Raw genomic sequence first — 22,131 nt, forward strand, 5'->3', positions numbered from 1 at the left:
AGCGCCGATGGTACTGCATGGGGGACCGTGTGGGAGAGTAGGACGCCGCCGAGCAATTATTGGGCCGGAGGCCCGAGTTGAAGTGAATTCAGCTCGGGCCTCCGGCTTTTTTGTTTTTGGGCCCTGCTAGGCCAGCCGACGCAGATCCTCCCGGCTCACCAAGCCCAACAGTGGCTCTCCCCGTACCAGCCGCCCGACCTCTCCCACCGCATACGCACCCAGCCGCCGGGCCTCACTGCCCTGCGCACCGGCGATATGCGGGGTGACCAGTACATTGCCCAGTGTCGGCAATCGGTGCCCCGGAGGCAGTGGTTCGGGGTCGGTCACATCGAGAAAGGCGTCCAGCCGGCCCGATGCGCATTCGAGGGTGAGGGCGTCCGTATCGATCAGCGAGCCACGCGCCGTATTGATGACCGTGCCACCGTCCGGGATCAGGGCCAGCCGCTCGGCGTTCAACAGCCACCGGGTCTCGGGGAGTTCCGGAGCATGGAGAGTGACAATCGTGCTTGCTCCGCACAGTGTGTTGAGGCCGACGAGTTCGACGCCCAGCAGCGCCGCTTCGGCAGTTGATACATGGGGGTCGTACAGCAGCACGCGAAAGCGGGCTGCCGAGGCCAGTAGCCGGGCGATGACACGGCGGCCGATCCGGGACGCGCCCACCACTCCCACGATTTGGCCGTCGGCTCCTCGGCGGTCGCCGAAGCCGGGCCAGCAGCCGGGCCGTCCGGTGGCGTACCCGGCGGCCGTGCTCAGTGCCTTCTTCGCGGCGAGCGCGACCGCGGCCACGGTGTAATCGGCGACCGGCCCCGCATTGGCATCGGCGGCCGAGGAGACCACAATTCCCCTGTCCCAGACGGCCGGTGTGACCACCCCCTTCACCGACCCCGCGGCATGTACCACCGCCGATAGCCGGGGAGCCCCGTCCAGAATGCTCTCGTCCAGTACGACCGAGCTTCCCCATCCGGTGATGAGAATGTCGGCGAGGGCCAGGCAACCCGTCGGTTCGGCCAACTCCGCGAGCTGTGCCCGTAGATCCGCGGGTAGCACCGCGGCTGCTGCCTCCGTGCCCATCTCCACCATGACGCGTACGTCTGTCACGCCCACGGGCCTGCCCTCCCTCATCCCGAATGGCACGGGAGCTACCCCCATCGCCGAGAGAGAAAACGCTTGCCGGTACCGGGGGCAACCGCGACGATCGGGAGATGGAGCATCGCATCAGGACCGTTCGGGCCGATGACTGGCCCAGGATCAGGGAATTGCGGCTGGCCGCGCTGCGTGATCCGGTGGCGCCCATTGCCTTTCTCGAGACGTATGCCACGGCGGCCGCCCACCCCGATGGCTTCTGGCAGGACCGGGCCCGGATGAATGCCGAGGGGACCTCGGCCGTCACCTTTGTCGCGGAGGGGCCCGACGGCGAGTGGGCCGGCTCGGTGACCGTACTGGTCGAACTCCCAGGTGCCGAAGCGGCCGTCGGGGAAATCGTGTCCGTGCCACAGGCGCATATCGTGGGGGTCTTCGTCCGGCCCGAACATCGGGGCACCGGTCTGGCCGGGGCGCTGTTCTGCTCCGCCATCGACTGGGCCTGGGCGTTGAGCGCCCCCCGGGTGGAGCGGGTGTGTCTCTATGTCCATGAGCGGAATGAACGCGCCGAGGCCTTCTACCGGAAGCTGGGGTTCACCCGTACCGGTGCGACCACGCCCGCACAGAACGATCCCACGGCGCTGGAGTACGAGCTCGCACTGATCGCCCGGGCGGCGTACGCCAACCGGCCCTGACCGGGCCTAACCGGCCAGCGTCCGCCGTGGCCAGCGCGTTTTCGCCTGTTCCGCCGAGCGCATCAGGGCGAGCGTGGGCAGCCCCTGCTCCGCGCCGCCCGCCAGCAGATCCGGCAGGGCGGGCAGCGGGGCGACGGCCGCGACATCCTCCAGCACCAGGGTCAGTGGTGGGTCGAGCCGACCGGAGGATGACCGTTCGGCCATGCCCCGGCCGCGCTCGACCACGCTTGCGGTGAGTGCGGTCAGCAACGGCATTGCACCCGGGCGGGTGCGAGGATCCTCAATCGCCTCACCCACCACGTAGAGCGTTCCCATCTCCGCGACAAAAGATTCCAGTGCCGGCGCATCTCCTCTATGCGGATTGCAGGCATCGCGGATGTGCACCGAGGTGAGGGCGCCCAGCGCACGGGCCGTCAACTCCTGGGCCATGTCCCGGCGTTCGGGGTGTGCGGTGAGTGCCGACTCCAGCTCGCCCGCCATGCCGCCGACCGCCTTGGGGTTGGTCCGCAGGATCCGTACCGGCTCGTGCGCCGAGGTGCCCTGTGCCCAGCGGTGCACCTGCCGGAACGGGCGGCCGTCCACGGCGGCGGCGTGCAGCCAGCAGCGCAGCAGCAGTTCCGCGGTTTCTGCGGTGAGGGAGTCGAGGGTGCTGAGCGGGCGTACGGGGGCGAGGAGCGCGCTCGCCCGGGCGGTGGCCGTATCGCGGACCTCGCAGCCGGTGGTGGGGTTCCAGCGCAGGCGGTCCGGGGTGTCCAGGAGGTGACCGGGGTCGAAGACCCGTACCGGGCCGAGCTTGGCGCGGGAGTCCTTGGTGTCCGCCCAGAGTTGGGGATCGCTGGTGGTGACCAGCACCGGCCCGGCGGCCTCCAGGATCGCGCGGGCCGCGGCATCGCGGCGGTCGGTGCCGTAGACGATGCGCGGCGTCGCGGCGGCCGATGTGCGGGAGACGGGTACGGACGGCGGGGGTTCGGGCCGTTGTGCCTCAACGGGCGGACCGGGCAGGGGAGTTGGCTCCGCTGCTGTTGGCGTGGCGGGGGCCTGCTCCGGGGCCACGGCGGGTGCGGGCGTGGGGGCCGCTGGCGTCTCCCTCGCCGCTGCTCGGCGGGCCAGCGGTCCGCGTCGCCACCGGATGAGCGAGCCGACCGCGAAGACGATGAGCACCACCAGGACCAGCGCCTCGCTGATGGCGATGCCCCAGAACAGCCCGTATCCCGACAGCGAGTCCGGCGGGGTCGCGGGCCAGGCGGCCGCCAGGTCGCGCGGATCCGACACCAGTTCCCGCAGCGCCTGGGGGGCCCGCAGCAGGGACACCCGGTCCGGCCAACTCCCGTGTGCAAAGAAGCCGGAGAGGCCGGTCGCCGACCACACCACAAAGGTGATCCCCAGCAGGAAGCCCAGGGCGCTCACCAGCAGACCGTCGGGAATGCCCCCCGTACCCTGCGTTCTCGCAGGTCCCGAACCGGACGCCACGTCAGGCAACCGTCGATTCGGAGGAACCGTAGGCCTCGTTGGGATAGCCCGCCTCCAGCGCAGCGTGGGCGCGTTCCGCCGCCTCTGCCTCCGCCGCCAGGTCGCTGTCCAGGGCGCCCTCCTCCGTCATGGCGCGGTCGGTGAAGACCAGGGGCCGCTCGGCGTCGGTGATGAGGTGCTTGACGACCTGCACATTGCCGTTGACATCCCAGACGGCGATGCCCGGTGCGAGGGTGGGGATGATCTCGACTGCCCAGCGGGGCAGTCCCAGCACCCGTCCGGTGGCCCTTGCCTCATCGGCCTTCTGGGCGTAAATGGTGCGGGTCGAGGCCATCTTGAGGATCGCCGCGGCCTCCTTCGCCGCCGCGCCGTCGACGACGTCCGACAGGTGGTGCACCACCGCCACAAAGGACAGGCCCAGCCGTCGCCCGAACTTCAGCAGCCGCTGGAAGAGCTGGGCCACAAACGGGGAGTTGATGATGTGCCAGGCCTCTTCGACCAGGAAGATGCGCTTCTTGCGGTCCGGGCGGATCCAGGTGTGCTCGAGCCAGACACCGACGATCGCCATCAGGATGGGCATGGCGATGGAGTTGCGGTCGATGTGCGAGAGGTCGAAGACGATCAGTGGGGCGTCGAGGTCGATGCCCGCCGTCGTCGGTCCGTCGAACATGCCCCGTAGGTCACCGTCCACCAGCCGGTCCAGCACCAGGGCGACATCCAGGCCCCAGGCCCTTACATCGTCTATGTCGACGTTCATGGACTCCGCCGACTCGGCCTCGGGGTGGCGCAGTTGCTCGACGATGTCGGTGAGCACGGGCTGGCGGTCGACGACGGTCTCGTTCACATAGGCGTGCGCCACCTTGAGCGCGAAACCGGAGCGCTCGTCCAGCCCGCGCCCCATCGCCACCTCGATGATGGTCCGGAGCAGGGCGAGCTGTCCGGTGGTGGTGATCGAGGGGTCGAGCGGGTTGAGGCGGATGCCGCCGTCCAGGGCGGCCATCGGATCCAGCCGGATCGGTGTTATGCCGAGCTGCTGGGCGATGAGGTTCCACTCGCCGACGCCGTCCTCGCCCTGGGCGTCCAGGACCACGATCTGCCGGTCGCGGAACCGCAGTTGGCGCAGCACATAGGTTTTCTCCAGCGCCGACTTGCCGTTGCCGGACTCGCCGAGCACCAGCCAGTGCGGGGCGGGCAGCTGCTGGCCGTAGAGCTGGAAGGGGTCGTAGATATAGCCCTTTCCGGAGTAGACCTCGCGCCCGATGATCACGCCCGAGTCACCGAGGCCGGGGGCCGCGGTGGGGAGGTAGACGGCCTGTGCCTGCCCGGTGGAGGTGCGTACGGGCAGCCGGGTGGTCTCCACCTTGCCGAAGAGGAAGCTGGTGAACGCGTTGGTGAGGGCGGTGAGCGGTTCGAGCACGGCGGTTGCCCCTAGCGTCGGATGCCGGTCGCGAACGGCAGCGTGTTGACGAAGGCCCGGTGGTGTTCGCGGTCACACCACTCCAGCTTGAGGTAGCTCTTGCCGGCCGAGGCTCTTATCGTCCGCTTGTCGCGCGCGAGTTCCTCCGGGGAGCGCGAGGACACGGTGATGTACCCGACGAGGTTGACGCCCGCCGCACCGCTGGCGAGGTCCTCGCCGCGCTGGTCGACGCGGGAGTGGGCGGCGGCATCGCGCGGGTCGACGACCCGGTTCATCTTGGCGGCGCGGGAGGCGTCCGCGTCGTCGTTGGTCTTCTCCGTCAGCATCCGCTCGATGGCCACGTCCGTCGGCTCCAGGTCCATGCAGACGGCGACGGTACGGATCACATCGGGGGTGTGGACCAGCAGCGGCGCCAGGAAGTTGACGCCCACCGGTGTCATCGGCCACTCCTTGACCCAGGCGGTGGCGTGGCACCAGGGCTCGCGGGTGGTCGACTCACGCGTCTTGGCCTGGAGGAATGTCGGCTGCAGCGCGTCCAGTTCGGCCGGCCAGGCATTGCGCTTGGTCATCGCCTGGATGTGGTCGATGGGGTGGTCCGGGTCGTACATGGAGTGCACCAGCGAGGACAGCCGGCTCTGGCCCAGCGGCTGCCGCACCCGGATGTCCGCCTCCGCCAGCCGGGCGCAGATGTCCGTCAGCTCCCGCGCCATCACGACGGCCAGCCCGGCGTCCCGGTCCAACCTGCGCTTGCCCGCCGTGTGCCGGGAGGCACGGGCGATGGCCTGGGCCTCGGCGGCCAGTTCGCGGGTGTAGTGCATGCAGGCGACGAGATAGGCGCGGTGCTGCTCGGACGAAGTCGATACCATCGACTGCAACTGGTCATAGGAGTCCTTGAGCCACTCCGGCGACCTCTCGTCGCCCCGCCGTTCGACGTCCTTGGCATGAGCGTCGGGGTCGGCGGGCAGCGTACGGGCCAGTATCTGCAGCCGGGTCACATAACCGTCGCCATTGGCCACATGCTTGAGCAAGGTGCCGAACCGCTCGACCAGGGCTTCCTGGTCCTCCGAGTCGCGCAGCCCGACACCCGGCCCCTCGATCTCGATCGCGGCCGTGACCGTACGCCGGTCGGCGTGCAACAGCACCGCGATCTCGTCCGGACCGAAGGGCGCGGCCAGCCAGTTGATGCGGCCGATGCCGGGCGGGGGACCCACCTCGATCTCGCGCCCGTCCAGCCGGGTGCCCGCCTCGGTCACGCCGGAACGGTAGGTCGTGCCGCGGCGCACGGTGCGCTTGTAGGTGCGGTTGATTTCAAACCATTTATAGAACGTGCGCTGTTTGTAAGGGATATACACGGCCGCCAGCGCCAGCGCCGGGAATCCGGTGAGGGTGAGGATCCGCAGCGGCAGGATCGGCACCAGCAGCCCGCACATCATGCCGAGGAAAGCGCCCGCGATGATCAGCCCGATCTCGCCGGTCTCGCGGTTTTTGCCCACCACCGCGTTGGGGCGTGCACGGCCGATCAGATACGTACGGCGGGCCGCGATCGGCTGGGACTGGGCCTGTATCGTCAACTCCGCTCACCTCCAGAGGTATTGCCATTGTTCTGTGCGCGGGGCGCGGGACCGGAGGGGGCGCTTCCATTGCCGCCGAGCCCGCCGCCCTGGGCGGCGGGGGACTGGCGAGCGCCATGGGCGGCGACACCGCCGGCGACGGGGTTCGCGGGGCGGGCGGGCTGGGGCGCGCCACCGCCGTCGCTGCGGGTGCTGTGGGTGTTGATGCCCTGTTTGACGAGTGTGGCGGGAGAGGAGATCACTGCGGCCGCCTGGCGGGATGCCACGTCCTTGCTGGCATTGCGGCTGCTGATGATTTCGTCACCAAAGCCAGGAACGAACCGATAGACCATCGCACTTGCGAAGATCGCGAGAATGATGATCGCCAGTCCGGAGATGACCGCGGAGAGCGAACTGGTCCCCTGGCCGGAGGAGAGCGCACCGGCCAGGGTCAGCACGATCACAATGATCGGCTTGAGCAGGATCACGGCGATCATGATGCCCGCCCAGCGGCGGACATGGCCCCACATGTTCTTGTCGACCAGACCCGCATAGACCGCGGTACCCAGGAGCGCGCCGACGTAGAGCAGCGCGGCCCGGATGACCAGCTCCAGCCAGAGCACACCCGCGGCAAGGACGGAGACCAGGGACAGCACGATCAGCATGACCGGCCCGCCGCCGATCCCGTCACCCTTCTTGAGGGCGTCGGCGAAGCCGCCGAAAAACCGGTCGTTGTTGGCGGACTGACCGGAGGCGATCACATCCGTGACGGCGTCGGTGGCCTGGACGACGGTGTAGAGGATGAGCGGGGTGAAGGCGGAGGCGAGCACGGTGAGCCAGAGGAACCCGACGGCCTCGGTGATCGCTTCCGTGAGCGGCACTCCGCGCACTGCGCGCTTGGCCACGGCCAGCAGCCAGAGGACGAGGGTGAGGATGGTGGAGGCGGCGAAGACCACGGCGTATTGGCGGAGGAAGTTCGCGTTGGTGAAGTCGACGTTGCTGGTGCCGTGGACGGCTTCGGAGAGCTTTTTGACGATCCAGGAGGCGGCTTCGGCGCAGCCTTTGGCCAGGGAGGCGGCGGGGTCCAGGCCGGATTGGGGGTCGGTGGGGGTGGTGTTGCTCTTGTTGCCGTCGTCTTTGCAGTACTCCCTCGCCACTCCCCTAATCAGGTCGCACCGATTCTTGGATGGCGAAGGAGACGGTGTGGCTTGTGGTGTAAGCGTTGACAGTGGGGTTGGGGGCGGCGTGGGAGCCGCAGTTGCACGGGCGGCCAAGCCCATCACCGCCACTTGGGCGGTCACCACAACTGCGGTTACCGAGATCGTGCGCGGACGGTTGCTACCTGGCATATGTGAACCCTCCGTACGCACCGACCGCGTTGGCGATCTCATCGGCTCCTGACGCACGATCGTCACCAGCGACCGGTGCCGGCCCTCGCTTCTGGTCGGTGGACACGATCTTCCAGTCGTTGTCCGCCCAGTGCAGCTTCGCGGTGATCGTGAACCATGTCTGGCTCACGGGTTTGGTCGAGCCCTGGCCCGCGAGTCCTCCCAGGCCTGCACACCAGACCTCGACGGTGGCATCGTCGTCGCGGTACCCCGTGACCTTGGACCCGATGGGCATGGTGCGCGAGACAAAGGTCATCCCCTTGGGGGCCGAACCATCCGGCTGGAGCCCGGCGTTCTTGAGGAAATCCGCCGAATACACCTGGTCCAGCTGCTTCTGAATGCCAGGCGCGGCATCCGGTGCGTACGTGGCATCCACGATCGCGTGACGGGTGTCCGCCTTGAACATCCCATCGCCCCCCAGCGCCACCGCGAAGTTCGCCGCTGCCGACTGTGCCCCCTGTTCCGTGTGCGCAAAGCCGGAGGGGATGCCTCCGTTCTTGCCTCCGTTCTTGCCTTCGACCGGTTTCACCCCCGTGGGGGCCGTAGCGGAACTGCTGTCACTCTGACCCGACTTCTTCCCGGCACTGTCGGACGAGGATGACGATGAGTCACCGCCCCCTCTGTTCGCGAAGGCGATCGCCGCGATGAGGAGCACGACCACGCCGACGACCATGACCAGGTTCCGGCTGGGCCGGACCGACCGGCGGGGCTGCGGGGCGTAGGGGTCGACCTCGCCCTCCGGCAGCCGGGTACGGGTGAGGTGGGCATCGCCGTGGCTCCCATAGCCACTCGGACCGCTGCCGTAGCCGTCGTCGCCGAGACTCATCGCGTGCCTGCTTCCTCATGCGTCGTCGCGGGACCGCGACTGGGCTTCCCGCCATGAGATGACGGTAGCGGTGTGCGCGGTTTCCGGGGGGAGGACGTGAGGGAGTGAGAGGGCATCAGGAAGCAGCCTCGGGTGGGGGGACTCGGGGACGAGCGGGTCTGCGCGGGGCGGATACGCCGTGAGCCGGGTGCGGGGGCGGGGTTGCGGCCGGGCCGGGCCTGCTCCGGGCCTGGGCGCGCCCGGAGGGCCCGCCCGCTCAGACGGCCATGCCGTAGACGATCGTGAAGAGCGTCCCCAGCGAGCCGATGATGAAGACGCCGGTCAGGCCGGCGACGATCAGTCCCTTGCCCTGCTCGGCGCTGAAGGTGTCACGCAATGCCGTGGTGCCGATCCGCTGTTTCGCCGCTCCCCAGATAGCGATGGCCAGACACAGCAGAATCGATGCAGCCATGATGACTTCGATCAGCACGCGGGCCTCATTGCCCAGGGTGCCGAACGGACCCCATTTCGGGGCGATTCCACCAATAATGGTGTTGATGTCGCCCTTTCGGTCGGCCAAAAACATATGTAACTCACCGCCCCCTTAAGGGTAGTTGTGCGTCCCCTGCCGCTCGGCAAAGGTCAGGACCTATCTTCTCCGAAGAAGCCGCTGTTGCATGTCGACTTGGCGGCATTTTTTGGCGGGCCCCGCATATGCCAGGGGCCATGCCACCCGGAGTCGAGGCACCCCGTTGTCAGTGGGTGGTCCTATGGTGACTGTGCGTGGCCGGGTTGGGTGCGCGGGGCCGGAAGGGTCGACATGGGGGAGTGTGCAGATGTTCAAGCGACAGCGTGTTCGATCGGTAGGCTGTGGGGACCGCCCTCGTATGTGCCGCGCCCTGCGGCCGCCGGGCTGGTTCATCGGGTTCATCGCACTCATCGTCCGGGTCGTCGGGTGCGTCGAGATCAAGGGTGGTACGGGTGCTGGTTGCCGAACGCTACCGGTTGGCGGAGCTGCTCGGTCGCGGCGGCATGGGCGAAGTCTGGCGCGGGCAGGACGAGGTGCTGGGCCGTCAGGTGGCCGTGAAGCTGCTGCTGGGCGACGACGGCGACGAATCGGCCGCACAGCGATTCCGCCTGGAGGCCCAGACGGCGGCGCGGCTGAATCACCCTCAAGTGGTCTCGGTCTACGACTTCGGCTCCTGGGACGGGCGCTTCTATCTGGTCATGGAGCTGGTGAACGGCCCCAGCCTGGCCCAGCAGCTCTCCGCGCGGGGCCCACTCTCCCCGGCCGGTGTCGCCGGCATCGCCACCCAGGCCGCCTCCGGCCTGGCGGCGGCCCATGCGCAGGGAGTGGTCCACCGGGACGTCAAGCCCGGAAACCTCATGCTCGACGCCAATGGCACGCTCAAGATCGGCGACTTTGGCATCGCCCGCTTTGTCGACGAGACCTCGGCCGGGCTCACCAGGGCCGGCCAGATCGTCGGCACCAGCACCTACCTCGCGCCGGAGCGTGCGCTGGGCCGGATCGCAGGCCCCGCCTCGGATGTCTACGCGCTGGGCTGCGTGCTCTACCACCTGCTCGTCGGCCAGCCGCCGTTCTGGGCGGACAGCCCCACCTCATTGCTCTACCTGCATGTGGACACCCCACCGGTGCCACCGCGCCAACACCGGGCCGATGTCCCCCACGCCCTCGACGCATATCTGCTGCGGATGCTCGCCAAGGAGCCGGAGGCGCGGCCCGCGGCCCAGGAGGTGGCCGACTGGTTCGCGGGCTCGTCCTGGCGCGACACCCCGCAACCACTGCCGCCCGCCATGTCTCCGGCGGCACCACCCATGGCCCCGGCCCCGGTTGCGGTCCCGGTCCCGACGGCCGTTCCGGCGGTCGCCCCGCCCATGCCGGGCACCTCCCCCGTGCCCGTGGTCCACCGGGAGAACGTGGCCACCTATGCGCTGCCGGGTTCGCCCGCGACGCGCAGCACACCCACGGTCGGCGGGCACCGGCGAAGCGGCAGTGCCCGGGGAACGGGCGGCATGCGGGCCGTACGCGCCATACGCCCGCCCAGGACGCTGGCCGGGGTCATCGCCGGAGCGGTGGCCTTCGGGGTGGCCGCCGTCATCGGAGCCGTGCTCTTCACCTCCGACGACGACCAGGGCGACCACGGAAGACCCGACGCGCAGCAGTCCGGGACGGCGCACAGTGGAGCGGTGGACCCGGGTTCCACCCAGCCGACCGGCAAGCATCCCAAGGGCGGCCGCACCCAGGGCGATCAGGACCGGCCCAAGCCGAAGAAGTCCGGGAAACCACCAGAGCACGGCAAGCACGGCCGGCCCGACGGCAATTCCGGAGCCGACGACAACGGAGGCAGTGGCGACAACGGAGACAACGGCGACAGCGGGGGCGACGAGGGCGACGACTGAGGGGAGGAGGAGAGGAGGAGGAGAGGAGGAGGGTCAGCCGTCGATGCCCTCGACGAAGTGGTCAAACTCTCCCGCCTTCACCCCCAGGACAAAGGCGTCCCACTTCCGCTGGGTCGTCACCACCACCTTGCTGGGGTTGATGTTCTCCCGGATGTAGACGTTGTCGTCGCCCTCGTTGCCGAAGGCGACCTCGAGGTACTCGGGCATGGTCAGATCGTCGGTCGCCGGAATCCAGTTCAGGCCCTCTGGCACGCGCGGTGGCACGGTGTCCCCCTCTTGGGATCTCGCTCGGCTGGCGTCGGCGCCCACGATAGAGGAACGGGCGCCGAGCGGCCCCCTGCACGATGGGGCGAACCGGATGGGGCGGGCGCGTATGCGTCACACCACGCGGGGAGAGATGCGGCCGTGATCGTCCCCAACAACAACCGTGCCGCCATGGGTTCCGGGCGCGTGGGCCGGCCGAGCCGGGCGGTGGTGCTCGGCGCGGGCATGACCGGAATGCTGGCCGCGTCCGCGCTCGCCGGTCATGCCGACGAGGTCATCGTCATCGACCGGGACCGGCTGCCCGCCGACGCCCGGCCCCGCAAGGGGCTGCCCCAGGCACGCCATGCCCATCTGCTGATGTCCGGCGGGGCGCGCGCCATCGAGTCCCTGCTGCCCGGTGCCACCGAGCGATGGCTCCGCGCGGGCGCCCGGCGCATCGCCATGCCGTCGAACCTGGTGTCCCTTTCGGCGCAGGGCTGGGTGCCCCGATGGCCCGAGATGCAGTTCATGGTCGCCTGCAGCCGCGATCTGCTGGACCTGGCGATCCGCGAACAGGCCTTGGCCGGCCCCGGGGTGAGCCTTCGCGAAGGCTGCGAAGTCCAGTCCCTGCTGGGCGATGCCACCCGCGTCACCGGCGTACGCCTCCGCGACCCGAGCTCCGGCACCGTCAAGGACCTCGCCGCCAATCTGGTCATCGACGCCACCGGCCGCGGCTCCCGGGCGCCGCGGTGGCTGGCCGACTTGGGCCTGCCCGCCGTCCGCGAGGAGACCGTCGACTCCGGACTGGCCTATGCCACCCGGATCTTCCAGGCCCCCGCCGGCGCCGAGGACATCCCCGTCATCACCATCCAGCTCCAGCCCGCGTCGGGCACCCGGCGGCCCGGGCAGGGGGCGACGCTGCTCCCCATCGAGGGCGACCGCTGGCTGGTCACCCTCTGCGGCACCCGGGGCGGTGAACCCTCGTGCAACGCCGGGGAGTTCGTGCCCTATGCACGCAGGCTGCGCCACCCGCTGATCGGCGACCTCATCGCCGCTGCCCGGCCGCTCACCGAGGTGCACCACACCCGCTCCACCCTCAACCGGCGGCGTTTTCACGAGCGGCTGTCCGCCTGGCCCGAGGGCTACCTGGTGATGGGGGACGCGGTCGCCTCGTTCAACCCGGTCTATGGCCAGGGCATGACCGTAGCGGCGCGCAGCGCCCTGGAGTTGCGGGCCGTACTGAGGGAGGAGAGCCTCGGCAGCCCGGGCCTGGCCCGGCGCGCGCAGCGGGCGATTGCCCGCCCGGTCGCAGGGGCCTGGGCGCTGGCGACGGGTGAAGACATGCGGTTCCCGGACGCCATCGGTGACCGTTCCATGGCGGTGTCCCAGCTGACTCAGGGCTATGTCCATCGGATGATCCGCACCGCCGTCACCAGGCCCACGGTCGCCCAGGCCATGTTCGACGTGATGACCCTGTCCGCCCCCTGGTCGGCGCTGGTGGCGCCCAGCATGCTGCTGAATGTGCTGCGCGGCCCCGACCGCACCCGGCGACCGTCACCCGAGCCACCGGTCACCGAGGCCGAACGAGTGCGGTGGGGGCTGTAGTCGGCCCCGTCCGGCCACCGTCGGCCAGGGCTGGGCGCCCGCGGAGGCGGCGCAGCATCCGCGCGTCCTGGAAGCCGACGCGGTGCGCCGCCGCCTCGACCGTCCAGCCCTGGCCGATGAGGTGTTCGGCGTGCTCGATGCGCAGCTCCTGCTGGTAGCGCAGCGGTGTGAGCCCGGTGGCTGCCGTGAAGCGGCGGGTGAGGGTGCGTTCGCTGAGGCCGACGGCGCAGGCGAGGTCGGTGAGGCGGAGGGTGGAGGCATAGCGGGCGTCGATCAGATCCTGGGCACGGTGCACGGCATCGCTGAGGTGGGCGCGGTGCCTGAGCATGGCGCTGTGCTGCCGCTGGTCACCATTGCGACGGGTGTACACCACCATCTCGCGGGCCACCCGTGCGGCGGCCGCCGGGCCGTGGCGCAGTGCCACCAGATGCAGGGCCAGGTCGATCCCGCTGGCGATCCCGGCCGAGGTGACGACGCGGTCGTCGGTCACATACAGGACGTCCCGCTGGACCTGCGCCCGGGGATAGCGGCGGGCGAGCTCGTCCTGCACATCGTGGTGGGTGGTGCAGCGGCGGCCGTCGAGCAGCCCGGCCCGGCCCAGCGCGTCCGCACCCGCGCAGACGCTGGCGACCGTGCCGCCCGCGGCATGGTGGGCGGCCAGCCGGTCCAGCGTCGCCGGGCTCAACTCCCCGTTCTCGCCCAGGGCCCGGGAGCGCCAGCCGGGGACGACGACCAGGTCCTCCGGCGTCAGCGACGGCCATGCGGTGGCCGCCCGGAGCGGGATGCCCTGGGCGGTCGGGATGTCCTCCCGTTCGGCCACACAGGCGATGTCGTAGTCGTGGCCATGGCCGGCCGCCGTCGAGAACACCTGGGCGGGACCGGCGAGGTCCAGCACATGCAGCTGTGGGACGAGCAGGAAGACCACCCGGGTCACGATCCGGTCAGCTCCTCCACAGTGGCGATCCGGGCAAAGCGCCCCGCCAGCGCGTACTCGGTGCGGGCGATGATGGCGTCGGTGGTCAGGGTACGCGGGTCGGCCAGGATCTCCGCCAGACTGCGGCCGGTGGGGGCGTCCCGGTGCTCGATGGGGTGGGTGGCGGTCGCATCGGTCACAAAGACGACGTCATAGCCGAGATCCGAGGCCACCCGCGCGGTGGTCTCGCAGCACTGTTCGGTGCGTATGCCGCTGATCAGCAGGGTGCGGACGCCGAGTTGGGTGAGGAGTTGCTGAAGGCCGGTGGTGGTGAACGCATTGTGCGAGGTCTTGGTCAGGACCGGTTCCCCGGGCAGGGGTTGCAGGCCCTCGATCGGGCGGTTGAAGCCGTGCTCCGGGTCGAAGACACCGCCGCTGCCCGGATCGGAGTGCAGGATCCAGACGACCGGTTCGCCCTTGGCCCGCTGGGCCGCTATCAGGCGGTTCACCCGCTCGACGATGTCGGGCCGGGAAGTGGCCGCCCAGTTGGGCCGCTGACGGAAGGACTCCTGGACATCGATCACGATGAGTGCACTGTTCATGGGCCCAGCCTGCGGTGTGCCGGGGGCCGGGGCGAAGGCCCGATCGCGTCCTGATGCGGAACGATCCGGTCAGGCCCGCCGAAGGCGGCCGGGAAAGCGCAGTAATTCCCGGCGAGGGCGAGCACGCCCCCGTACCGTCGGCACAATGAACGTGATCTCCCTCGGCTTCCGCACCGACCTGATGCTGCGCGCGATGGCGGGCTCCGTCATCGACGACCGTGGCACACACATCGTGGTCCGCACACCGGCCAACCCCGGCTACTGGTGGGGCAACTTCGTGCTGACCGGCTCGCCGCCGGAGCAGGGGGACGCGGCTCGCTGGTCGGCCGTGTTCGCCGAGGAGTTCCCGGACGCCCGGCACTTGGCGCTCGGCGTGGATGCCACCGGGGAAGGCCCCGGGGACAGCGCCGAGTTGGCCCGGCTCGGCGTCACCGCCTCGGTGGACACGGTGCTCACCGCCACCCGGCTGCGCCCGCCCGTCCGGTCCTTGGGCGCGGAAACGGCCGAGATCCGCCCGTTGCGCGACGAGGAGGACTGGGCGCAGGCCGCCGAGTTGCGGTTCGCCACCGAGGAGGCACCGATGACGGACGAACATCGGGCCTTTCTCGATGGCCAGTTGGCCGAGATCCGCGGGCTCTGTGCGGCCGGTCACGGCAGCTGGTTCGGGGCGTTCGTGGACGGCCGGATGTGCGCCGGTGCCGGGCTGTTCGCCGACGGCAGCGGCATCGCGCGCTTCCAGAACGTCGAGACCCACCCCGGCTTCCGCCGCCGGGGGTTCGCCTCGGCGCTGGTCCACCACATCGGCGAGTGGGGAGTGCGGGAACTCGGCGCCCGTACGCTGGTGATCATCGCCGATCCCGGCTACCACGCGATCGGGATCTACCGGTCGCTCGGTTTCGAGGACACCGAGTGCCGGCTCCAGCTGCTGCGCGCGCCCGACGTCGCGGCCTGAGCTACCGGCCGCGCCTCGGCACCGCGTCGGGGTTGCCGAGACGGGTGTAGGTGATGGCCGCATGCACGGCGAGCGCGATCCCCAGGGAGAGGGCAACTCCCCAGGCGGCCGCGCCGGTTGTGGCCAGGAGGAGGATGGCGGGGACCGTCAGCAGGGTGGGGAACACGGAGGCCAGGGCGATGTGGCGGCGGGCGTTCGGGGTCATCGGGGAGCTCCTTCGGTGTTACTGACGTTTCCCTTGCGATGCCGGTCTGGGGTTGCCCCCCGGGGAGGCGCAGTACGGGCAAGGTCCAGGTAGTCGGCCAGGTCGGGCCAGGTGTTCGCCGCTCCGGCCGCGCCGCCGGACATGGCCGCCGGGTCCTCGCGCCAGGCGGCCCGTACGCCCGCCGAGATGCCCGGGTCGCCGCCGGTGAACAGGGCGCTCAGCTCGTCCATGCGCGCCACCAGCCGGCGTACCCGCCGGTCGCCGGGTGCGACCCCGGCCGTACGGAGCCGGTCGGCCCGGCGGTAGAGCTCGGGCCATTCGACCTCCAGCAGATAGTGCACGGCCGGGCCCAGCGCCCCGGCACGCGTCCGCAGCACCTGGAGCTGGTCGGTGTCGAGATGCCGGCGCAGCGTACGGTCGCCCTCCGGCCCGGTGTCGCCGATCGCCCGCAGGGCGTCGAGCAGTGTGGTGGTGGTCGGGGCCTTGCCCTGCGCCAGCTCCTCGGCAAGGGCGGTGAGCCGGCGGTGCAGGGCGTCGAGCCCGGCCAGGGCCGCCGTCACGCTCGCGAGGTGGTCGCGGACCAGCCGTACCGGGTCGACCCCGGTGTCCAGGCAGACGGCGATGGTCTCCAGGGCCAGCCCCAGGTCGCGCAGCGCCAGCACCTGGTACAGCCGGGCGACATCCTGCTCGGTGTACTCCCGGTGCCCGCCCGCGGTGCGTTGGGACGGGCTGAGGAGGCCGATGGCGTCCCAGTGGTGGAGGGTCCGTACGGTCAGGCCGCTGGCCTCGGCCAGCGGGCCCACCTTCCAGGTCGCGGGTGGGGGTGCGGATGTGCTCATGGGACAAGCCTGCATCCTTACGCGGCGTGAGGATCAAGCGGCGTGAAGATCAAGCGGCGTGAAGATCAAGCGGCGTGAGGATCGAGCCCCGCCAGCTGCGCATGGATCACCCGGGCGATGGCCTGGATGGCGTCGATGCCGCCGCGCCGGGTGCGGTAGCCATGGGTGAGCACCGACATGGTGTAGGTGCGGCCGCCGCCGGTGAAGGCGCCGATGCTGTGGACGCGCCAGAGCCCGTCCTGCTCGCGCCGCAGCCAGCCGTTCTTCACCTGGATCGCGGTGCCCTCGGGGGCGCCGGCCGGGGTGCCCCAGCGCTGGGCGGGGATCACCCTGCCCAGCAGGCCGAGTGCGTAGCCGCGGGACCCGTCGGTCAGCAGCCGGTTCCGGGCGGTCAGCAGCCGGAGCAGCCGCTGCTGGTCGTTCGCGGTGGTCCGGGTGGTCCCCCAGGCAGTGGCGGGAACGGTCCGGGTCATCCCGGCGGCCCGGGCGAACGCCCGGATCCTGGCGGTGCCGAGCCGGTCCCGCAGGGCGGTGGTGGCGTCATTGTCCGACTCGGTGATCATCTCGGTGGCGCGCTCGTCCTCCCACGCGGTCAGCTCGCGCCGGCACCCGTCCGCGTCCCACAGCAGCGTGCCGAGGATGGTCACCTTGACCAGGCTTGCCGAGTCGAACTGCCGGTCCCCGTCGTGGTCGTAGGCGGTCCTGGTCGCGGGGTCGTGCAGGGCGACCGCGATCGTCCCGGTCCTGCCGCGCAGTGCCCGGGCGAGGCCTTCGGCGAGGCCGGCGGCGAGGCCCGCCCGGGCCGAGGCGCAGGTTGCGGTGGGCGCTGCCGGCATGTCGGGCTCCCTTGCGAGGCGTATGGGATGGCGGCGTATGGGAGATCCGCGCGGTGTCCCGCCGGGCATCGCCCGGCACGGCATTTGCGGCCGGGGGTCCGGGGGGCCGCGCGGCGGAGCCGCCGGTGTCACGGCCCCGGGAAAGCGCAGTACCGCAAAGTAGATTGGCACGGCGTTGTCGAAAACGGGAGTGAACGCGCCCTGTGTGGGGGAGGGTTGACCAGTGCGGAAAATCTGGGTGGCTGGTGGGATCGGGGTCGGGTTCATACTGACCTTCCTGGCGCTGCTGGTGTTCGGTACGTACCTGGTGGCCGCGAATCTGACCGGTTCCGGAGGGGCCAGAGGGCTGGCGAAGGGGGCGGCGCCGGCCGAATACCAGCCGCTCATAGAGAAGTGGGGAAGTCTCTGCCCGGCCGTCAGTCCCGCACTGCTGGCGGCCCAGTTGTATACGGAGAGCAACTGGAATCCCAAGGCCCAGAGCCCCGCCGGTGCGCTGGGCCTGGCCCAGTTCATCCCCGAGACCTGGGCGCAGTACGGCGTCTCCGCCAGCGGAAGCGGCAGGCCGGACATCTGGAACCCGGCCGATGCCATCGCCTCCGCCGCCACCTACGACTGTGCACTCGCAAAGGATGTCAAGGGTGTTCCCGGCGACTCCACCAACAACATGCTCGCCGCCTACAACGCCGGTGCCTACCGCGTCATCAACTCCGGCGGGGTGCCCTCGATCAGTGAGACCCAGGGCTATGTGAAGTCCATCCGCAGCCTGGAGAAGTCCTTCGCCCGGCCCGCCGGGCCGGTCGCGCCTTCCCAGCAGGCCGCCGCGGCCATCTACTACGCGCAGAACCAGCTGGGCAAGCCCTACTTGTGGGGCGGCAACGGAGGGAAGGAGGACGACGGGCGGTTCGACTGTTCGGGGCTGACCAAGGCGGCGTACGCATCGGTGGGGATCGAGCTGCCGCGGGTGGCCAATGACCAGTGGAACGCGGGAGCGCATCCCAAGCGGGACGAGCTGATGCCGGGGGATCTCGTGTTCTTCGCGCACGACCTGAGCGATCCCCGCAGCATCCATCACGTGGGGTTGTACGTCGGGGGCGGACACATGATCAATGCGCCCCATCCGGGCGCCGTGATCCGGTTCGACAGCATCGATACCGCGGATTACATCGGGGCGACACGCGTGACGGATTCGGGTGCCAAGGCGTTGCCCAAGCCGAACACCGTGTGAACCCCGGGCTTCCTGGAACCACCCCCGGTCACCCTTGGATAACGTCCTGGTGATCATTGGGTGGAGAGCGGAACGCCTGGTAGGAGTGACGCGTTCCATGGGGGTGGGTGAGCAGCGCCCGCCGCATGGGCGCACGGACCACGGGGGTTTGGCAGCTGCACTTGAGCAACAGGCGACAGATAAGGGGCCACGCACATGCCCGGACTTGTGATGGGCTATCCGCTGGCGGATGCCAAGGGCGGCGCGAGTGGTTCGAACCCCGACGTCAGCCTGCTCTATGACGTCAATGGGCTGGCCAAGGGAGCTCCGGGCTGGTTCGACCGGACCATGGAGTTCATCGGCGAGTACGGAATCGTCGTGGGGCTGGCGGTGCTGATGCTCTGCGCGTGGTGGAGCGTGCGCCGCAGTGCGGATGCGCCGACGGGTGTGGCCGCGCTGCTGTGGGCGCCGGTCGCGGCCGGGATCGCGCTGCTCGTCAACATCCCGATCCGGGGATTTGTGCGGCGCCCGCGTCCCTTTCTGGAGCATCAGGGGCTGGACGTCCTGGTCAAGGGCAAGACGGACTTCTCGTTTGTGAGCGACCACGCGACGCTGACGATGGCGCTGGGCGTGGGCCTGTTTGTCGCGCACCGGAAGTACGGGCTGATCGGGATCGGGCTGGCGTTCCTCGAGGCGTTCTGCCGGGTGTTCATGGGCGTGCACTATCCGACGGACGTCGTCGGCGGGCTGGCCCTCGGCACGGCCGTGGTGCTGTTGCTGGCCCCGCTGGCCATGCTGCTGCTCACGCCGCTGACGGTGCGGCTGGCGGGTTCGCGGGCGGCCCGTCTGGTGTGCTCACGGAGCGCGCCCGCCTCCCCGGCGGAGCCGGGGGAGGGCGCGGACGCGGCCGGGCCGCGCCCGCGGCACCAGAACAACGGGCTTGCGGCGTAGGGGGATTGCGGCCCCAAGGGCGTGTCCTACCGGACACCTCCTACAGCGCTTGCGGGAAGCTGAAGAGGCGGTCGGGGTCGTACTGCCGCTTGAGCCTGGCGAGCCGGTCGGCCGCGTCGCCGTAGTAGGCCTTGCGCCAGTTCTTCAGCGCCGGGTCGGCGCAGTTCTGGTAGGCGGCGCCGGAGGCGTGGCACAGCATGGCGGAGTGGATGCCGTCCAGCCAGGAGGCCTGGCTGCTGCCCGAGGCGGCGGCCGGCCAGGAGGCCAGGTACTGGGCGAGGAAGCGCGCGCGGCGGTGGACGAAGGCGGTGGCCAGCGGCGGTACGCGGTTGATCGCCCCACCGAGGGCGGTGAGCTGGACGGAGCCGCCGCCGCCCTTGGCCCGGCGGCCGAATCGTTCCATCTGGTCCAGCAGGGTGCGGATGCCCGCGGCGTTGAGCGAGCGGTCGTAGAAGTCGGAACGGGCCGCATAGGTCTCGCGCTCCAGGCGTCCGGCGCGGTCGCGGCCGGGGGTCCGGCCCGGGAGGTGGCTCTGGGCGAGGGGCTTGTCGTCGCACCCGGCGTAGGCGCGCATGCCGTCCAGGTAGGAGCGGCGGTGCAGCCGGACGTCGGCCTTGCCTCCGCCGACCTTGCTCACCAGCTTGTCCAGGGAGTTGGCGAGGTCGCCCTGGGCGCCGAGGGTGAACGCCGCCACGGCTATGCGCGGGGTGCCGCCCGCGGCCACCGACAGGTCGCAGGCGGACCATATTTCGTCCGGCTGCCCGGGCCCCCACTCCTGCCAGGCGCGGATCACCTCGGCGGCCTTGGACCAGGGCCAGCTGATGTGGCCGGACACGCTGTCGGCGACCCTGCGGGTGCGGAAGCGCAGTTCGGTGACCACGCCGAAGTTGCCGTTGCCCGCGCCGCGCAGGGCCCAGAAGAGGTCGGCGTGGTGCTGGGTGTCGCAGTCCAGGGTCCGGCCGTCGGCGGTGACCAGGGTGGCGCCGGTGAGGCTGTCGCAGGTCATGCCGTAGGCGCGGGAGAGCACCCCGTGCCCGCCGCCGAGGGTGAGACCGGAGACGCCGACGGTGGGGCAGGAGCCGGCCGGGACGGTGACGCCATGGGCGGCCAGCCCGGTGTAGACCTCGATGAGCTTGGCGCCCGCACCGATGACGGCGGTGGCGGAGGTCGGGGTGCGGATGGTCTTCAGCCGGGAGACGTCGACGACGAGCCGGCCGGTGCCGCCGGACCAACCGGCGTAGTCATGGCCGCCGTTGCGGATGGAGACGGGTATCGAGTGACGGCGGGCGAAGGCGAGGCAGGCGGCTATGTCGGGGGTGCCCTTGACATAGGCGATCCCGGCCGGGCGCAGGCTGTCGAAGCGGGTGTTGTAGAGCCGGCGGGCGGTGGCGTAGTCGGCGTCGCCGGGGCGGACGAGCCCGCCCGCCAGGCCCTTGCCGAGGGCGGTCCAGTCGGCGGTGCGCGGCTTGCGGGTCGCCGCCGGTGTGCGGGGACCCTTGGCGGCGGGGGCGGTGCCGGCCGGCCGGGCGGCACCGATGGCTCCGGCCGCGGCGAGGCCCGGCGCCGCGGTCGGCAGTGTGCGCCTGTGCACGGTCATAGGTGGTGCCCCCGCCTGTGTCGATCCCCGAGTGACCGATCATTCAGATGCCGGGGAGGCAGGGATGGTTCCCACCGCTGTTCGCGCTGTCCGCGGTTATCGCCGTGCTGGGCCCGTTATCCGCCGGGGTGCCCCAAACCGCCCCCGGCGAGGTGGGTTTCGGCGTCCGCGCGGGCCAGCGAGCGGGCCCGGCGGGCGGGGCCGTACCAGCCGCAGGTGCAGCGGGCCGTGCAGAACGAACCCCGCTCGCTGATGCTGGTGGTGTGCCCCGCGCAGTGACGGGTGGAGGTCGGCTCGGACACCTGCACCACGGTACCCGGCCGTGACGGCGGCGCCCACGCGGTCGTTGGACCCATCGGGTTCCACCAGCTTGCGGCAGGGGGCTGACGTTCATGGCGGTGCAGGGTCATAGACGCGGCGGTGCTCTCGTGGCCACGGCGGTGGCGGGCATGGCTTTCGGGGTGCTGGTCACCGGCTGCACGGACGGTGCGGAGCAGGCGGCCGGTGACGGGCGGCACGACGGGCCGGGCGGGGGCGGCGGTCCGGCCGCGCGGGCCGACGAGGTGGCGGATCCCGGCCGCGCGCTGGAGGCGGTGCGGCAGGCCTCGGCGGTGCTGGCCCGCTCGGGCGGCGCGAAGGTCCGTACGTCCATGGAGACCGTCAGCGGGGGGACCCGGGTGACGATCCAGGGCTCCGGGGTGTATGACTTCGCCCGTCCCGTGGGGCAGTTGACGGTGCGGGTGCCCAAGGACGCGATGGGGGCCGCCGAGCACCGGCCGATCACCGAGGTGTTCAGGCCCGGTGCGCTGTATATGAAGAACCGGGGCGCGGGGGTGCCCGCGGACAAGTGGGTGCGGCTCGACACGGGCCGGCTCGCCGACGGTGATCTGCTGACCAGCGGGGCGACCGATCCGCTCGCCGCCGCCGAACTGCTGGGCGGGGCGCGCGGGGTGACGTATATGCGTGACGAGGGTGTGGACGGGGTGCCGGTGCGGCACTACTGGGGGACGATCGACCTCGCCGAGTCCGCGCGGACCGCGCCCGCCCGGGACCGGGCGGCGCTGGCGGCCGCCGCGAAGGGGCTGTCCGGCGGCACGGTGGCGTTCGACGCCTTTCTGGACGGGCGGGGGCGGCCACGGCTGCTGCGTTATCGGTTCAGTGTGCGGCGGGCGGCTTCATCGCCTTCGCATGCCGGGCGGGCGCCGATGACGGTGGTGTCCACCGTCGAACTCTCCGCCTTTGGTGTCAGGCCGGCCATTGGGCTGCCGGCCGCTGCCGATATCTATGCGGGGACGGTTGCCGCACCGCAGAAATAGCGTGGGGCGGCCTAGTTGGCCATGGAAATGGTCCTTCTGTGC

General features: G+C 70.7%; 22 protein-coding genes. 7 read left to right on the plus strand and 15 right to left on the minus strand.

From position 1 onward, the window contains the following. Positions 1-126: 126 nt before the first annotated feature. Entirely contained in the window at positions 127-1,071 is a 945-nt protein-coding gene (locus ABCR83_RS18085; RefSeq protein ID WP_462696130.1) for a hydroxyacid dehydrogenase, read from the minus strand. Positions 1,072-1,202: 131 nt separating this feature from the next. On the opposite strand from ABCR83_RS18085, the gene ABCR83_RS18090 reads away from it, so the two are divergent. Next, positions 1,203-1,775, plus strand: a complete 573-nt coding sequence (locus ABCR83_RS18090; RefSeq protein WP_462696064.1) for a GNAT family N-acetyltransferase — start codon at positions 1,203-1,205, stop codon at positions 1,773-1,775. 6 nt (positions 1,776-1,781) lie between these two features. Here ABCR83_RS18090 and ABCR83_RS18095 read toward each other — a convergent pair whose 3' ends face one another. The 6 genes from ABCR83_RS18095 to ABCR83_RS18120 all read right to left on the minus strand — a co-directional run bounded on the left by ABCR83_RS18095 (position 1,782) and on the right by ABCR83_RS18120 (position 8,991). Then, complete coding sequence (locus ABCR83_RS18095; protein ID WP_462696065.1) at positions 1,782-3,182, minus strand: type VI secretion protein; 1,401 nt, start codon at positions 3,180-3,182, stop codon at positions 1,782-1,784. A 64-nt stretch (positions 3,183-3,246) separates the two neighbouring features. Further along, a complete protein-coding gene (locus tag ABCR83_RS18100) occupies positions 3,247-4,662 on the minus strand; it encodes an ATP-binding protein (protein ID WP_462696066.1) in 1,416 nt (471 codons plus the stop codon). 11 nt (positions 4,663-4,673) lie between these two features. Then, entirely contained in the window at positions 4,674-6,227 is a 1,554-nt protein-coding gene (locus ABCR83_RS18105; protein WP_462696131.1) for an SCO6880 family protein, read from the minus strand. Positions 6,228-6,229: 2 nt separating this feature from the next. Continuing rightward, on the minus strand, positions 6,230-7,561 hold the full coding sequence (locus ABCR83_RS18110) for a hypothetical protein (protein WP_462696067.1): 1,332 nt from the start codon (positions 7,559-7,561) through the stop codon (positions 6,230-6,232). Then, positions 7,551-8,426, minus strand: a complete 876-nt coding sequence (locus ABCR83_RS18115) for a hypothetical protein (RefSeq protein ID WP_462696068.1) — start codon at positions 8,424-8,426, stop codon at positions 7,551-7,553. The genes ABCR83_RS18110 and ABCR83_RS18115 overlap by 11 nt, the downstream gene beginning before the upstream one ends. A 256-nt stretch (positions 8,427-8,682) precedes the next feature. Further along, entirely contained in the window at positions 8,683-8,991 is a 309-nt protein-coding gene (locus ABCR83_RS18120; RefSeq protein ID WP_462696069.1) for a hypothetical protein, read from the minus strand. Positions 8,992-9,386: 395 nt separating this feature from the next. Between ABCR83_RS18120 and ABCR83_RS18125 the strand changes: the two genes are divergently transcribed. Then, a complete protein-coding gene (locus tag ABCR83_RS18125) occupies positions 9,387-10,826 on the plus strand; it encodes a serine/threonine-protein kinase (RefSeq protein ID WP_462696070.1) in 1,440 nt (479 codons plus the stop codon). 33 nt (positions 10,827-10,859) lie between these two features. Here ABCR83_RS18125 and ABCR83_RS18130 read toward each other — a convergent pair whose 3' ends face one another. Next, entirely contained in the window at positions 10,860-11,033 is a 174-nt protein-coding gene (locus ABCR83_RS18130; RefSeq protein ID WP_462696071.1) for a hypothetical protein, read from the minus strand. A gap of 198 nt (positions 11,034-11,231) precedes the next feature. Between ABCR83_RS18130 and ABCR83_RS18135 the strand changes: the two genes are divergently transcribed. Continuing rightward, the gene (locus ABCR83_RS18135) at positions 11,232-12,674 is read left to right on the plus strand and encodes an NAD(P)/FAD-dependent oxidoreductase (RefSeq protein ID WP_462696072.1); all 1,443 of its coding nucleotides are present in this window, start codon (positions 11,232-11,234) and stop codon (positions 12,672-12,674) included. On the opposite strand, the gene ABCR83_RS18140 is transcribed toward ABCR83_RS18135, so the two are convergent. Both ABCR83_RS18140 and ABCR83_RS18145 read right to left on the minus strand, forming a co-directional pair. Then, entirely contained in the window at positions 12,640-13,608 is a 969-nt protein-coding gene (locus tag ABCR83_RS18140; RefSeq protein ID WP_462696073.1) for a GlxA family transcriptional regulator, read from the minus strand. The genes ABCR83_RS18135 and ABCR83_RS18140 overlap by 35 nt on opposite strands. Continuing rightward, on the minus strand, positions 13,605-14,189 hold the full coding sequence (locus ABCR83_RS18145; RefSeq protein ID WP_462696074.1) for a cysteine hydrolase family protein: 585 nt from the start codon (positions 14,187-14,189) through the stop codon (positions 13,605-13,607). The genes ABCR83_RS18140 and ABCR83_RS18145 overlap by 4 nt, the downstream gene beginning before the upstream one ends. Before the next feature lie 145 nt (positions 14,190-14,334). Here ABCR83_RS18145 and ABCR83_RS18150 point away from each other — a divergent pair, with 145 nt between their 5' ends. After that, a complete protein-coding gene (locus ABCR83_RS18150) occupies positions 14,335-15,141 on the plus strand; it encodes a GNAT family N-acetyltransferase (RefSeq protein ID WP_462696075.1) in 807 nt (268 codons plus the stop codon). A 1-nt stretch (position 15,142) separates the two neighbouring features. Here ABCR83_RS18150 and ABCR83_RS18155 read toward each other — a convergent pair whose 3' ends face one another. From ABCR83_RS18155 to ABCR83_RS18165, 3 genes are all read right to left on the minus strand, one after another. Further along, the gene (locus tag ABCR83_RS18155; RefSeq protein ID WP_462696076.1) at positions 15,143-15,346 is read right to left on the minus strand and encodes a hypothetical protein; all 204 of its coding nucleotides are present in this window, start codon (positions 15,344-15,346) and stop codon (positions 15,143-15,145) included. Then, entirely contained in the window at positions 15,343-16,185 is an 843-nt protein-coding gene (locus tag ABCR83_RS18160) for a MerR family transcriptional regulator (RefSeq protein ID WP_462696077.1), read from the minus strand. Before ABCR83_RS18160 ends, ABCR83_RS18155 begins: the two co-directional genes overlap by 4 nt. Positions 16,186-16,250: 65 nt before the next feature. After that, entirely contained in the window at positions 16,251-17,021 is a 771-nt protein-coding gene (locus ABCR83_RS18165; protein ID WP_462696078.1) for a serine hydrolase, read from the minus strand. Between the two features lie 223 nt (positions 17,022-17,244). On the opposite strand from ABCR83_RS18165, the gene ABCR83_RS18170 reads away from it, so the two are divergent. Together ABCR83_RS18170 and ABCR83_RS18175 are read left to right on the plus strand one after the other, a co-directional pair. Beyond that, positions 17,245-18,246, plus strand: coding sequence for a C40 family peptidase (locus ABCR83_RS18170; RefSeq protein ID WP_462696079.1), 1,002 nt, complete (start codon positions 17,245-17,247; stop codon positions 18,244-18,246). Between the two features lie 195 nt (positions 18,247-18,441). Beyond that, entirely contained in the window at positions 18,442-19,176 is a 735-nt protein-coding gene (locus ABCR83_RS18175) for a phosphatase PAP2 family protein (RefSeq protein ID WP_462696080.1), read from the plus strand. 40 nt (positions 19,177-19,216) lie between these two features. Here the strand turns inward: ABCR83_RS18175 and ABCR83_RS18180 are convergent, their stop codons facing one another. Together ABCR83_RS18180 and ABCR83_RS18185 are read right to left on the minus strand one after the other, a co-directional pair. Further along, positions 19,217-20,767, minus strand: a complete 1,551-nt coding sequence (locus ABCR83_RS18180) for an FAD-binding oxidoreductase (RefSeq protein ID WP_462696132.1) — start codon at positions 20,765-20,767, stop codon at positions 19,217-19,219. 122 nt (positions 20,768-20,889) lie between these two features. Next, entirely contained in the window at positions 20,890-21,129 is a 240-nt protein-coding gene (locus tag ABCR83_RS18185; protein WP_462696081.1) for a hypothetical protein, read from the minus strand. Positions 21,130-21,165: 36 nt separating this feature from the next. Here ABCR83_RS18185 and ABCR83_RS18190 point away from each other — a divergent pair, with 36 nt between their 5' ends. Beyond that, the gene (locus ABCR83_RS18190) at positions 21,166-22,089 is read left to right on the plus strand and encodes an SCO4651 family lipoprotein (protein WP_462696082.1); all 924 of its coding nucleotides are present in this window, start codon (positions 21,166-21,168) and stop codon (positions 22,087-22,089) included. Positions 22,090-22,131: the final 42 nt, after the last annotated feature.

Source organism: Streptomyces xingningensis (assembly GCF_054957865.1).